This window comes from Agrilactobacillus fermenti (assembly GCF_021030645.1).
GTDB lineage: Bacteria > Bacillota > Bacilli > Lactobacillales > Lactobacillaceae > Agrilactobacillus > Agrilactobacillus fermenti.
Genome location: NZ_JACGCJ010000011.1, coordinates 17,245 through 31,558, shown reverse-complemented (window position 1 = coordinate 31,558; position 14,314 = coordinate 17,245). Strand labels below are relative to the sequence as shown.

The window sequence follows — 14,314 nt, the reverse complement described above, 5'->3', positions numbered from 1 at the left end:
TTAGAAATACTTTGAAATCACAAGTACATTTAACTGATTTATATAAATAGCAGGAACCGAAACAAGACTAAGTTTTGTTTTTGGCCCCTGCTATTTTTTATAACTATTTATGTTATTTTTCTATAAAAATAACGGCCTTATTGCATATATTGTTGATTTTTCAACAATATATGAGAAAAAATAATGTGATTTTAATGTTAGTATTTCGTAAGATAATCTTTTTGGGAGGGAACAGCGCCATGCAAAAGTTTGAACGGGTGTTTGACCAACTTTTGCAAACGCTGATTACAGCGTTAAAAAGTCAATTTCCATCACTTGGTTCGATACCTAAAACCACACATTATTTTAAGGATATTCTTCAAGAACTAACACAAAGTCAGTTAGTTTCTTTGCGTGCTTTAAATCAATTGCGCAAAGTACAACGATATGTCACACAACCAAGTCAGATCAACCAAGAGACAATTGTTTTCATGCAGCAACTGCTAGCCTACTATCAATTAGAAGCGGCTGAATCGAATCGACAATCAATCACGCATAGTCGTCTGGCACACCTTTTTGGCCAATTGGATATTTCGTCACCTCAAGCCGTTGTCAATGGAAAGGCCGACTTAACAGACTTACAGAAATATCTGAACGTTCCGGTCCCAGCCACAGCTATTTTAAATCGCATTGTCAACCAGCTGCCAGCTAATAGCCATACTTTAACACTGATCATTGGTCGTAGTGGTACAGGTAAATCACAGCTCCTATCAAATTTACAGGCTTATCATCCTGAATTATTTACTTTACCAAATCTTTATATTAAAGACGGCGCTGGTATAAGTTTTGATCCGTTAACTTCATTAGACGACCAACTTTTAAGAGACTTTGACGGTTTTAGTGACCAGCAGCTACGTAGTAATCAGCCTTTACACCAAATTATGACCATTCCAGATGTACTGCTTAAACATTTTGCGCGCCATGCTCAACGCCTGGGAACGTTTACTCAAATGATAGATATGATTCAAACAACAAACATCTTAGACGGACCACCCCATGATTTGATCACGGCTCAGTTCCAGTTTGTCTATATCGATCGCCTACCACTTTATGATGTGACACCTAGTGGGACTCAAAGTGACTTTTTGGATCAATTAACAGCTAAGATATTTTCCGCAAATGCCTATGAGAATCCTTTTTACCGGGCTTACCAAGCGGACGTTGACCAAAATATCATTTCACCATTGCACCGTAATTTCCAATTATTAACGCACCCACAAATCTTAACGAGTATCAAATATACCTTGATCAAGTCACAGCTTGAAAACCAAAAGGTCTTTTCTATTCGTGAGTTACTCACCTTTTTCCACGATATCGTGGTACCAAAACCGGATACAGCTAAATTGGACAATACAATTTTCAACTTGATGTTTCCTGAACAGCCACAAACTCGAATACTTACTGATCTTCACCAATGCGATCCCGTGACTTTTCAACATCCAAAGATCACGCAGCTTTTACTCCAGTTTCAAGAGACCAATGACAAAGTTGCTTTTCTACAAGCGCAACTCAACCATTATCATTTACCCAGCCATTGGTTTACAAATAGTTATCACTTTTTGATAGATCAAAATACACCGGATATTGCCTTAGCCCGGTGGTTGTTAAGGGTGCTTTATCTTTTTGACCATCAAAACGAGTTTTTTGCAGATCCAGTTTATTTTAGGTTCTTAAAAAGCTATACACATGCGTTAAATTACCATTATGATGCCAACCTTGCTAAGCTGGTCGCTGTTGGCTTACAGCGCTGGTACAGTCAAACACAGTCTGATCAGTCGGCGGCCCAGGTTCATCAACTAGCGATTCCGTTACAGCTCAAGGTATATTATTTAACAACTGAGCGACGGTTGATCAAAGTTTTTTGCGTTATTTTTGATGAATTTGGCGAACACTTGGCTCAAATACCAATTTCACTGAGTTTATTTCGTTTGTTTATCAAACTGGACCAAAACTATGTCCTGTCACCAAGCGATCGTCAGCACCACTTAGCTTTCAGCTCTTTTTTAACCGATCTCTTTACAAACTTAAACTTTAATTATGATACGCGGATAGACTAATTTTTAACGAACAATAATACCATCTGTAAATTTACTGGGGAGGGATTCAATTTGCGTGAGGGGTATTTTAACTTTTTGGTTGAACAACTAACAAATTGGTTCCATGATGGCACGTTTAACAATGGCAGTCGATTCTATCTATTATTAAAACACCAAAGTACTGTCGCTCAGCTTTACCAACAATTAACTAAAACGAATAAGGTCACCATTGCACCCTTTGACTTTTATGCTGGTCAAAACGTTTATCATACCATTGCCCTCACCAAAGGGGGTCAAAAGGCCATCATTGTACCATTTGATCAAGAAGCCAATCCTGGATTTTTGGTCCACCTACAAAGCGAATTAAGCACTCAGCAAGGGCCGTTCACCAATGCCATTTTAATTTATTTAACAGCTAAACCATTTCCAGCAATTATTTATAATGCGCGCAATTTAAGTGATAACGGTGGGCCGCTAAATATCAAACAAGTCTTGAAAAATCTTGAAACCTTGAGGGGCCTTTCTCAGCTTAAAATCGGCGAGAAAGCCTTAGTGACTGACATCTTACGACGCACGCCACATAAACAAGCCAAAGAGCCATTGGCCGAACTAGCAGAAATTTATAATTTATTACAAAAAAAGACGCTGCTGGCAAAAGACTACCAACAGCACGGCTACTTCTATGATGCAGAACTACGCACGGCTAGCCATATGATCGCCAATAAACGGATCCAGCAAAATCATAAGCTGCATCTCGAAATCCAGCATATTTTAAGCAAGCAAGATCCAAATCACCAGCTTGAGAACTACCTTTCGTTTGAGGATCCCACAGAATTTGCTCATTTTGCAGCTAATTGGCAGGAACGGCCATTTAACGAAGTGTATACGGCCCGGCAAAACTTCTTGAACCAAACTTTTTCAACGGTACAACTTCAAGTTGCCAAACTTGAAAAACTGAATCGACACCTTAATTTCTGGGTGCAGCAACGTCACTTTAGTGATGAACAAGCGCAGCTGCATTCTGCCCAAGAATATAGTATTTTAGCTTTCGTTAAACCTTCTGAGCAAAATAATAGCCTAGTGATTCGGCTGCCTTTCAATGCTGAGTTGAATGCAAATGGGCTTGTTTTTGAAAAATCATTTCTGTTTAAGGGTAAAGAGCCGCTTGCTGGTGCTATCAAAGTCGTAGATCGATTATTGGTTTTAAACTTAGACAAAGCCGACACCCGGCAAGTTTACTATGGTCAAATTTATTACAAAGCTGAAGCTGTCAAACTGCCGTTAATTTTTAAAATTGCTGTCTTACCAATGGATCCACGACATTTAACAACTATCGCACCTACCTTTAGTTTATCAGTAGCTGCCCATGGTGATTATGCCATCCAGATCCATTCAGATACACCATCGGTCACTTTCTTGAATGGCAACAGTCAAGCCAGTACTAAAATTTCTGTCTCACAACATAAGTTACATGAATTCTTTATTAGCCAGACCACTCAATTGGATTTTGCGCCACTCTTAGAACAAACGGCTCAGGTCCATTTTACCGTCATGCTGCCCAATATTTTTGAACATCTCATACCATTGAAATTCCAACTGCATTATGAGCCCATCGTGAAGCATTTTTTAAATAATTATCAGATTGAAAATCTACGCCGCCAATCAAAACATGGCCTGTTCTTTGATCAAAATAAATTGATCGATAATGACAAAGCTTATTATTTGAACGCCTCACAGCAACATTGGTATGCCCTGGAACAGCAAATGACCCAACAACAAAAATTTTACGGCAAACTTGACGCTAACGGTAATTTTCAAGCCCAAGAGCTAGATTTACCAGATGACATTCAATTAACGTTGGAGCAATTAGCTCAAACCCTGATGGACCACGATCGCCTTTTAAGCCTATCCAACTGGCCACGCTATTTTCAAGTGACTGTGCAGCAATTCCTGGATCAAGTCTCAGCACATCTATCAACCCACAATAACGATAATGGCTTGCCTCAACAAATCATTAATTTGTTTTATATTGGAGCAGTTTGGTCTGATCATTCATTTTATTTGTCACCTTTCTCGCCGTTATTATTAGCTTATCAGCTGTATTATAACAAGCATTTAACTACAAGCACGTTAAACGAAACGATTCAGGCACAACTATCAGCTGCCGGATTGATGCCCTACTTAATTTTAAATAATCAGATTTATCAGGCTGATCGGACCTTTTCTAATCATTGGCTCCGCTATACGTCACAGCAAAAACATCACTTAAAATCTAACTATGCCCCGATTTTGAGTCATATCTTAACCAATTACAAAGAAAATCATGAATTCTTGTTGCAAGTATTACAACAGCAGCCTTTGAAAATTCGCTTCATCCATATTCGGCCAGACGCCACAATTTTAAACAGCATTGTGCGCTTTTTCATCAATGACTTCAAAAAAAGTCCGCTGGGTGAAGTTACCCCGCTAGAACTGCATTTTGAAAAAAGTGCCGATAACCAGATCATCGAAGCGTTTTTGCAAATCCATACACGCTCAGAATTGGCGAAACTGCTTGGGTATCAGATCGACTATGCTCAATTTTCAGACGAAACCTGGCAAAAATTGATTCAAATCATGCAAAACAATTTAGCCATTTATTTCAACGACGATATGCCTTTAGATGAAGCCTTTCATATTACTTTCTTCCAACCTCAGCGTGTATTACATGAGGTCCATCAGCTGAACACTAATTTGGAACCTAGTTATGCTTTAAACGGTCTGATTCCAAATGCACAAACCACTAAGGTTCGCGGTGTCCCCATTCAAGGCTTCGGAACTAAAAACGCAGATTCGTCGGCATCTTTGATCGACTTTGCGGCAAAGTGGAATAGTTTAGCCATGATGAATCGTAACTATCTGTCACCTTATATTCTCAATGATATTTGGGCCATGTATACCCATGATCCTAACGAAGCTGAGACTGAAGCCTTGCTTTCCAGCAGTAACCAGACGTTGATTTTTGAACCTGGCGCACCTTTGATCGACGCACTGGAGACTGACGCGACCTTCAACTTGACCCGCTATCATGTTGCGGATCCAGTTAATTTTGATGTCGTAGCCGTGACTAAAAATACCAACCAGCAGCATCAATGGCAGCAATATTTGGCAGCATATCAAATTGAACCTACTAAAAAGCAACAACGTGATCTATTAGCCTATACAAATCTATTTAATGATTATTGGCATACTTATAATCACCAAAATATTTTACAAACTGGGCTTAAGCAGATCACGGCGTATAAGGAAATTAGTGGTCTACTCTATCATCCCGACTTTATTTGGGTACCCATCAGTATTAGCGTATTCAAACGCTATGCTAAGGATTTTGGTTTGACCGCTCGAGGCATGCCTTTTACAGCTAAAAACTTGACCCACTTTGGTTTAACAAATAGCGATTTATTGCTAATGGGCCTGAATTTAAGCGATTCCAAGGTAGTTCAATTTTATATTCTTCCAATTTTGATCGGCCGACACCCTTTTGCAAAAGCCAATTTAGCAGCCGCTCTGAATCAATTAGATACGTCATTTCTCACAGATTACATCAAAATTTTTCTCGGAAAACTTTTCTATACCAGTTTAAAACAACTGCCCAGACAAGATGTCGACCAAACAAAAAAGCAACGCTTGGAGCCGTTAAAAGATCGCCTGTTTAATGCGCACTTTGAATTAATAGCTGATCTCGATGGTTTAGAGGCCCACGCCCTTCGCTTTACAGCTAACGCAACAACGCACTTTAGAACAGTTGAGCATCATGATGCCCTGCTTGAAGTCAAAGTTCCTAACAACGACATTTATACTTACGGTTTAGAAGATCGCCGCCAAATTGAAAAATTAATTCAAGGGGCTGCTTTTGATTTCAAATATAGCGATCTGCTAAGCCAACGTTATCAGCAGCAACAATCGCCTTCAGTAATTCAGCAAAGCTCTCAAGATCAAAAAATTATTGCCAACGAAACTATGGGTAACGTTAGCCATCTGAACCAAGTGCACCCCGTTACGCCAGAAACCAATATTGAGCATCGCCTACTAACAGCTAAAAATCTCAATCAAGCGGCTACCCAGTTCTATCTCGGCCGCAGTATGACGAATCAAATGATGGTCAATTGGGCCTATTCCAATCCAGAACTGACCGATCGCCATCTATTGATGTTTGGCGATAATAGTTCGGTAAAAATGGCTTTCATTCGTCAGCTCTTAAAACAATTTACCCAAGTAAAAATCAGTATGGTCGCCTTGATCACGGATGAGGCGCACATGGCTTACTTTGATGATGCGGATTTTGATAAAATTACCTTCAACGACCTAGATCAAATGGCAATTCGTTTAGATCCTTTTGCCGTGATTCGCCAAACCTTGACGGATCATCCTTCTACTAATACTTTACTAGCTCTGATCAACCAGGTTGTCTCATTATTACGTTCTGCTTTTAAACTGACCAGCAATGAAACTGAACAGCTGATCCAGGCAATTTCCAATGGTCTAACAAAACAACCCGATACTTTTCGCTTTACCGATTTGCCAGACTATTTGTCAGATCAAAAGTTACTTGCTAAATTGGCTGAATTGATCAGCCATGATCCGTTCACTTATCAGTCTGAATTTCATTGGCGTGAATTCTTCAATGGCGATGGTCACTTATTTGTGATCAAGTGCCAACATTATCCACCAAAATTGCGCACGTTTATTATTGACTATATGCTGAATAATTTATTGACTGAGTCTGTCACTTATGGAAATGCCTACCATCCATTACCGATTTTCATGGATGACACCAGCATTTTAAATCTTGATCAATCAGTCCCAATCGCCCGCGCCTTGGAACAAGGCAGTCAATATGGTCTTTCGTTGATCTTGAATAATCCGCACTATGAACCGACAACGGATTCAATTTTAATGACTCACGATTTTGAGACAGAGCTTTTCTTCAAGATGTCTGAAGAAAAAGAACTGTTATTTGCAAAAATCAAAGCCAAAACACTTAAAGAATATAGCAATCTGACACAATTACTTACCAAATTGACCGATCACACTTATCTCATTGCTGGCAGACTATGGATCAATCATCAGCTTTTACCCGATTTGATCACTGCTCAATTAGATATGCATTGAACACCACACCTCAAATTACATGACTTCAAGTCATCATTGTCTAAAAAACTGTTGTTCTAAATGGCCAGCCCTATGTTGGTGGCATTCCTGCACTTTGCGGCCAGCTTCGTAATGTGGTTTAATTTATAGCACTTGTATTTTGTAAGTTAAAGTAGTATAACTATTCTTGCGATTAATGGAGGTGTGTTTTTATGACTGAAAAAACAGATATGGCCACAGCACAACGCAATATACAAAGTAAGAATATTAAGACTCGTAAACGAGCATTAAAATTAATCAAACAATTCAAACGCAATGGCAAAACTGCTTAAGTTCAGTGATTTAATACGTCGTTTGTTTTGAAACTATAAACTTCTTACCAACCAGTACCCAAAAGGTGCTGGTTTTTTAATTTAAACCAATCCTCTAACCAAAATAGCGATTTACGAGGTGAATTTTTTGAAATCCGTTTTGATGATTATAGTTAATATTTTTATTTTATTTGTAGCATGTACTGGTGTATTTGCATTGTTTCCATCCATAAATAAAGCACTTTTAATTTTGATATTTATCGTGCTTGGGATCTTAAGGGTCTACTTTTTATATAAGAACAGAGGAGATTAGTTTTTAATAGTTAGTAGAGCTGTCATTATTCCTTCTTTTGGTCAAGTTACTACTTTTGCTTTCATTAAAAATACCGCCCTAGTTGCTAGACAAACATGTTAGCAATTAGGGCGGTATTTTTCTAATCTCAATTTTTTAATAGACGACACATGAAAAGATGATGCCGTTCATTTTAATTTACGCTATCAACTTTTTTCTTAGGATACTTAGCTGCAAAAATAACATAGATCAAACAAATAATTTCTAAGCCTAAAGTCAGCACAAAAACACTGCGATAGCCAGCTAAACTGGCAATCAAAGACCCCAACATCGGACCAACCACACTACCCATTGCCTGAAACGACTGGGAATAACTAAAAATACGCCCAAAGGCATCTTGAGGTGAGTTCAATGTCATCAAGGTTTGATAGGCTGGAATGACCGCTGCATCAGAGATGCCAAATAGGAATCTTAAAAAGATAAATTGTTTCACATTTTGTAAAAAAATCATTGGTACCAAAACAATTGAAGCGGTCACCAAACCGATCACTAAAATCTTTTGTGCTCCGACTCGATCAATAATCCGGCCCATGATCGAGGCCGCGATCAAGGTTGCCATCCCTGGAGCAGCAGCAACTACCCCAGAAACGGAAGCCACATCGCCGTGCCCATGTAGTAATTGTCTAACGAACAAACTAACGATCGGTTGGATCGAACTAGCTGAAGCTTGAACGACCAATGTGGTCAGAAAAACTCCAAACAACACGCGCGGTGCCTGTAATTCTTTAAAAACAGTTTTGATCTTGCGCATTGCTGTAGCAGCAATTGGCTTGAAGTTCTCGTGAACGAAAAATAGCGTGGTCCAGAAGACAACAAACATAAGCGCACCAGCAATATAAAAAGCAGCGCGAAAGCCAAAATGATCTACCAAAAAACCGCCCATTAGCGGGCCAAGCAAAGTCCCAGTTACCTGTCCGGTGGCAAGCGTCCCCATTGCTTGACCTTTTTTAGCCCTGGGTGATTCTTGTGCCACGATCGCCTGAGCATTATTGATATAACCGGAAAAACTGCCTTGAATCCCACGTAGTAAAATTAGGATCCAAACGTTAGTTGTCAGTGCTATCAGGGTAATTGTGAGCGTCATGACCCCTGAAGCTCGTAAACACATTAATTTTCGACCCTTACGATCAGCCAATTTCCCCCAAAGTGGTGAAACAATCGCCTTCGCCAAAAATGTAATGGAAAAAGCTGCCCCACTTAAAACATTCAATTGCCAGGGGGAAAAGTGCCCTAAAGTATCAATAAATAAAGGCATAAATGGCATCGTCATTGAATTGCCAAACCCAGTAATGAAACAGCCAAACCAAAGAATCGCTAAGTTTCGTTCCCATCCAGAACGAAAATAGCTCGCAAGCTTATTCAACATAATAATCACCTGAAATTTCTATGCTGATAATCATACCAGATTGATTCATTTTAAGCGAATAAGCGGGTAGATAAAGCATTCATCTTGCTCCGGCCGCTTTGCAAGCATTACTAATTTATTGAATATCGATATATTTTTATTGATTATCACAAATTTGAGGCTTATAATAGCTAAAATATCTAAAAGGAGTGGTTCTGTGCACATCCGAACAACTTTATTAAAAATCATTTTAGGTTTAATTGCTCTATTCATCTTGTTTTTAGGCGTCACTTTAGCATTTGGTCTCCATCATTCAATCCAGGTTCAGCAAATGTTTCCTGAAAAAATCATTTGCGCTGTTTCGCTTTACTTAGCAGCTCTTTTTGCCTTGGGTATCCTGTTGTTTATCTATCGCTTACTGAAACTGATCGATCAAAGTCAGCCCTTTTCAACAGCAGCCTTGACCAACGTTCAACGGATCAGAGTGCTCACGTTACTGATGTTTGTTGATTTGTGGGGGGTTTTGCCTTTTGTTTATCGCCTCGCTGATACAGGTGATGCACCTGGACTAATGGTCATCGGTCTTGGTATCGTTGCGGTACCATTTGTCGTAGCTGTTTTTGTCTCAACGATCGAAAAACTATTGCGATCAGCCATCGCTTTAAAACACGAGCACGACTTAACAGTTTAGGAGGGGAATTAATGGCAATCATTGTAAACATTGATGTTATGCTAGCCAAGCGCAAAATGTCGCTAACTGAGCTTTCCAATCAAGTAGGCATTACCATGGCTAATTTATCGATTCTCAAAACCGGCAAAGCAAAAGCCATTCGTTTTTCCACCTTATCCGCTCTGTGTCAAGCGCTTGATTGTCAACCGGGAGATCTCTTAGCTTATCAGCCAGAGCATGAGTAACATAAATTACTTGGTATCCTTAAATAAAATTAGCTGTATGAAAAAAGAGAGTGGGACAAAAGGCGCTCAGCACCTGAGCACTAACAAGAATTGTGAAAAATGGTGGGCTTTCCATTTGAGCCATTCGTGGTTAGGTGAGGGTGTTGCCTTTTGGAACACGTTTAAAATAAAATTGTTCGTGAAATAATCGGGGCCGTAGACAAAACGTTATTTTTGTCCCGGCCCCTTTCCTACGATTAGTCAAGTGTTAATTTTATTTATCAATTTTTAGTTTAACTGTGTGCCAAACCATAACGATTTATTTCATTCTAGGTTCAATGACTTTTAGTCGGCCGCTCACGTAGGTTTGTGGTTGTCGTATCAAATCTACCTAACTGACCTTTAAATTCATCTGGAAATGTCATGACGTCTTTCGTGTCTTCTTTAAAGGCATCTAACTCAGCCGACAGTGAGATCGTATAGTCAACCGCCTCACCGTGTTCCCCCATATCTAGACCCGTCCGTTCTTCAGCTTCATCGACACGCATCCGCACGACCAGTCGTAGACCAGCGGTAATTGCAGTGACCATTACCGCCACGATAACGATTGTGATCACAGTGCCCAACAACTGCCCCATGAACAAATGCGCCGAGCCACCATAAATCAAACCTTCATGTGTTACAAGTGGATTAACGGCTTTAGTTGCAAACACACCAGTCAAAATACTACCAACAATCCCTGAAACACCGTGGCAGCCAAAAGCATCTAAAGTATCATCAACACCGATCTTGCCTTTGATCACATTAACCCAGAGGTAACTCACACTTGTTGCGATCAAACCGATCCAAAATGACCCCGCCACCGTGACATAACCAGCCGCTGGTGTAATTCCGACTAGCCCACACAACGTTCCAGTACAAACACCAACCAATGTTGGTTTGCCAGTGCGAATGATATCCAGAACCATCCAAGTGATCATCGCTGCCGCAGTTGAAACGGTTGAGGTAATCGCAGCCTGAACGGCAACGTTATTGATGCCAAGTGCTGAACCAGCATTAAAGCCGTACCAACCAATCCAAAGAATTGCTGTCCCTAATAAAACCCACGGAATATTATAATGTTCTTCTTGTTTGCCATAATCTAAGCGTTTCCCCAAGAAAATGGATAATACCAAAGCTGTAATCCCAGCATTAATATGAACAACAGTTCCTCCGGCAAAATCTAAGACCCCCAAACCAGCTAATAAGCCATGTGGACTCCAAACCATATGTACTAATGGATAATAAACAAATAACGACCATAAAACGATGAACCACATCAAGAAGTTAAACCGTAATCGACCCACAACGGCGCCGACAAATAAGGCTGGCGTAATAATTGCAAACATCAACTGAAAAAGCATATAGACGCCTGTAGGTATCTTATTCGTGGTTAATGCGGCTAAATTCAAACCGCCCAAGAACCAGTGTGAAACAGTGCCGACAATACCGCCAATATTATTATTGAATGAAAGATCATATCCAAAGGCAACCCAAAGTAGTGCTGCAATACCACAAATAAAGAATACAGAAAACATTGTATTCACAACATTACGCCGTGAAACTAAACCGCCGTAAAAAAAGGCTAATCCAGGTGTCATGAACAAAACCAAAATACTTGAAGTTAACACAAATGCTGTATTCGCACCATTCATAAATATACCCCCATCTGATTCAGATTCATTATGTAAGCTATACTAACACAATAAAAATGGGTATACCATTACTTTTTTCACCGTGTCATCCGCTTTATTTACGGTGTATTTGTCGAAGATACCATTATAAAAGGCTTGCTTAATAAAATTTTTTCTGAAAACTTTTTTTGTCCATTTACTTGTCATGTAAGTTAACCTAACATTAAATTAAAATATTTTCGTTACATATTCTTCACAGTGCTAGGCTATTTTTATAACAATTTATTCACATTCAGCCGTTATGATAGAGTCATCATCAAATAAGTGAGGTGATCCGCTAATTCATTAGCACAGTATCTATGAAAACAACTACTAAAGAAGCAATTGGTATTCATTGTCACAAGGAGCTGATGCGATGGTCATTAGTCGGTAAGCGATTGACATATTAAAATTAAAACTAAAATTTTCTTCATTTTCCTTCCTCCCTTAAAGATCAATGTAACCGGAATGTTCCCCCAAGCATTCCGGTTTTTTTATTGCAAAAAAATTTCTAGGCATGCAAAAAGAGTACCCAACTAGATCGCTTTTGCATCATTGGATACTCTTTTATATATGAAGGCGAACACTTTTATTTTAAACGAGAGTGGGACAAAAGGCGCTCAGCACCTGAGCACTAACAAGAATTGCGAAAAATGGTGGGCTTTCCATTTGAGCCATTCGTGGTTAGGTGAGGGTGTTGCCTTTGGGAACACGTTTAAAATAAAATTGTTTGCAAACAGATAGAGGGCGGAATCAAAACGTTAGTTTTGTCTCGCCCTCGTTCTCGTTTTATTCAGCTTTTAAATCTACTTCAATATTGCCAGCAACAGCCTTTGCGTATGGGCAAATCTGCTCTGCTTTTTGCATATAGGCCATTGTTTCTTCACTAGAAAGGCCCTCAATGTGTCCGATCAATGTAACCCGTAATTGAAAATCAGTTGGTTCTGGTCCGTTGAATAGTTCAACTTCTGCACGGACATTACGCTTCAAATCACCTTTTCCATCAGCTTCTAACGGGAAAGACATCGCACCATTAAAACAAGCAGAATAGCCTGCCGCAAATAATTGCTCAGGTGTTGTAGTTCCAGGTTTGTCTGACATTGATGTACGCACATCTAAAGAACCATTAGGCGCTTTAGATTCACCTTCGCGGCCGCCTTCATTGATCATTGTTTTTACAGAAATTTTTTTCATGCCCTCATAATTTACAGTCATTTAATTACCTCCTAGATAATGATTGACTTAGTTTTTTCAACACCTCAATGATATAGCACACAATTAGATTGTGCAACACCTTTTTAATTTTCAGTTATCGGCACGGCTACTTCGAGTGTGCCATGAACTGGACATAGGGCTACACAGTCAGCCAAAAAATCATTTTGAGCAGCAGGTGTTAGATTCGTCTTCATCTGGACATGATACGTAATTGCGGTAAACTGATTATGAATAGAACTATCTCGCAAACCGCCCATTTCTAAATTACCGGTGACCGTGACTTCAAATGAAGTTACCTCGATATGCCGTTTACGCGCTTGGGATCTTACCGTGATCGCCAGACAAGTCCCCAATGAGCCTAGCAAGTATTGGACTGGATTGGGTGCTTTATCGGTGCCATTTGAAGTGACTGGCTCATCTGTTAAATATTGATGGCTCCCGGCAGTTGTTAAAACCTGTGCGCCTTCAGCCAATAGTTTAGAAGTGACGTGATAGACAGACATGACCTTCGCCTCCTGTTTTTGGTACTGCTATTGTGACATAACCACTCAAAACGTCTTACGCTTGTTTGGTTTCATCAAAGCCATCATTTTTGATAAACGTTACTTTAACATCACAACCGTAGACATCGGCAAAACGGGCTAATGTTTCTAGTGAAGGCACACTAGCGCCTTTTTCCAAATTAAAAACGCTAGAATAAGACATACCTGTTTTTTCGGATATTTCCGTCCGCTGTAATGCACGTTTTTCACGATAATTTCGTAAAAACAAGCCTGCCTTCTTGGCAATCTCGTCACGTACGTCATTAACAGAAGTGACAAAACCGCCTACCTCGTCTCCAGAAATAACCACATGATCCTTGTGTTCATCATCATTTTCGAAAGCGTTTACCTTTTCATTTAAAGTAAGGCTTGGATTCAGCTGTGTTAAATTAGTCAACGTTTCAGATAACGACTTCAAAAAAACCTCTAACTGTTCTTGCGTGATATCCTTTGGTAATGAGAGCTTTGCAGCGCCCTCGTCGGTTGGAATTTGAACTTTTAAATTTTGTTTACCCATAATTTGCTCCTTCAATTAGCTAACTTGATTTAAGTTAAAATCAATTCTTTATTATAATATAGAATGTATAATCAAAAAAATCAATTATATTTCATTTTTAATCTCACACGTAGTTTATAATATATGGCATATTTACTTGCACACTTAATTTCAGAAAACTATATTCTAAATATATAAACCATATTATGTAAACATTTGTTGGAAACACCTGTTATTTTTGG

10 protein-coding genes are annotated in these 14,314 nt (G+C 39.3%); 5 read left to right on the top strand and 5 right to left on the bottom strand.

Features of this window, described 5'->3' with window-relative positions; genetic code table 11:
- Window positions 1-239: 239 nt before the first annotated feature.
- The 3 genes from dptF to FHQ08_RS05290 all read left to right on the top strand — a co-directional run bounded on the left by dptF (window position 240) and on the right by FHQ08_RS05290 (window position 7,537).
- Window positions 240-2,096 carry a DNA phosphorothioation-dependent restriction protein DptF gene (gene dptF, locus FHQ08_RS05300; protein ID WP_230913357.1) on the top strand — a complete coding sequence of 619 codons (1,857 nt, stop codon included), beginning with the start codon at window positions 240-242 and terminating at the stop codon, window positions 2,094-2,096.
- Window positions 2,097-2,147: 51 nt separating this feature from the next.
- Entirely contained in the window at window positions 2,148-7,226 is a 5,079-nt protein-coding gene (locus tag FHQ08_RS05295) for a hypothetical protein (RefSeq protein WP_230913356.1), read from the top strand.
- 191 nt (window positions 7,227-7,417) lie between these two features.
- Entirely contained in the window at window positions 7,418-7,537 is a 120-nt protein-coding gene (locus FHQ08_RS05290) for a putative metal homeostasis protein (protein WP_230913355.1), read from the top strand.
- Window positions 7,538-8,001: 464 nt separating this feature from the next.
- On the opposite strand, the gene FHQ08_RS05285 is transcribed toward FHQ08_RS05290, so the two are convergent.
- Window positions 8,002-9,234 carry an MFS transporter gene (locus FHQ08_RS05285; protein ID WP_230913354.1) on the bottom strand — a complete coding sequence of 411 codons (1,233 nt, stop codon included), beginning with the start codon at window positions 9,232-9,234 and terminating at the stop codon, window positions 8,002-8,004.
- A 196-nt stretch (window positions 9,235-9,430) separates the two neighbouring features.
- Between FHQ08_RS05285 and FHQ08_RS05280 the strand changes: the two genes are divergently transcribed.
- On the top strand, window positions 9,431-9,904 hold the full coding sequence (locus FHQ08_RS05280; protein ID WP_230913353.1) for a DUF2975 domain-containing protein: 474 nt from the start codon (window positions 9,431-9,433) through the stop codon (window positions 9,902-9,904).
- A gap of 11 nt (window positions 9,905-9,915) precedes the next feature.
- Window positions 9,916-10,128: a helix-turn-helix domain-containing protein gene (locus FHQ08_RS05275; protein WP_230913352.1), complete on the top strand. Its 213-nt coding sequence runs from the start codon at window positions 9,916-9,918 to the stop codon at window positions 10,126-10,128.
- A 314-nt stretch (window positions 10,129-10,442) separates the two neighbouring features.
- On the opposite strand, the gene FHQ08_RS05270 is transcribed toward FHQ08_RS05275, so the two are convergent.
- The 4 genes from FHQ08_RS05270 to FHQ08_RS05255 form a co-directional block, all read right to left on the bottom strand.
- Window positions 10,443-11,801: an ammonium transporter gene (locus tag FHQ08_RS05270; RefSeq protein WP_230913351.1), complete on the bottom strand. Its 1,359-nt coding sequence runs from the start codon at window positions 11,799-11,801 to the stop codon at window positions 10,443-10,445.
- 807 nt (window positions 11,802-12,608) lie between these two features.
- Window positions 12,609-13,034, bottom strand: a complete 426-nt coding sequence (locus tag FHQ08_RS05265; protein ID WP_230913350.1) for an Ohr family peroxiredoxin — start codon at window positions 13,032-13,034, stop codon at window positions 12,609-12,611.
- 83 nt (window positions 13,035-13,117) lie between these two features.
- On the bottom strand, window positions 13,118-13,537 hold the full coding sequence (locus tag FHQ08_RS05260) for an OsmC family protein (RefSeq protein WP_230913349.1): 420 nt from the start codon (window positions 13,535-13,537) through the stop codon (window positions 13,118-13,120).
- A 55-nt stretch (window positions 13,538-13,592) separates the two neighbouring features.
- Entirely contained in the window at window positions 13,593-14,093 is a 501-nt protein-coding gene (locus FHQ08_RS05255; RefSeq protein WP_230913348.1) for a helix-turn-helix domain-containing protein, read from the bottom strand.
- Between the last annotated feature and the right edge of the window lie 221 nt (window positions 14,094-14,314).

Coding starts and splice junctions, on each gene's coding strand:
- dptF (WP_230913357.1), top strand. CDS start 240: ATGCAAAAGTTTGAACGGGTGTTTGACCAACTTTTGCAAACGCTGATT.
- FHQ08_RS05290 (WP_230913355.1), top strand. CDS start 7,418: ATGACTGAAAAAACAGATATGGCCACAGCACAACGCAATATACAAAGT.
- FHQ08_RS05285 (WP_230913354.1), bottom strand. CDS start 9,234: ATGTTGAATAAGCTTGCGAGCTATTTTCGTTCTGGATGGGAACGAAAC.
- FHQ08_RS05275 (WP_230913352.1), top strand. CDS start 9,916: ATGGCAATCATTGTAAACATTGATGTTATGCTAGCCAAGCGCAAAATG.
- FHQ08_RS05270 (WP_230913351.1), bottom strand. CDS start 11,801: ATGAATGGTGCGAATACAGCATTTGTGTTAACTTCAAGTATTTTGGTT.
- FHQ08_RS05265 (WP_230913350.1), bottom strand. CDS start 13,034: ATGACTGTAAATTATGAGGGCATGAAAAAAATTTCTGTAAAAACAATG.
- FHQ08_RS05260 (WP_230913349.1), bottom strand. CDS start 13,537: ATGTCTGTCTATCACGTCACTTCTAAACTATTGGCTGAAGGCGCACAG.
- FHQ08_RS05255 (WP_230913348.1), bottom strand. CDS start 14,093: ATGGGTAAACAAAATTTAAAAGTTCAAATTCCAACCGACGAGGGCGCT.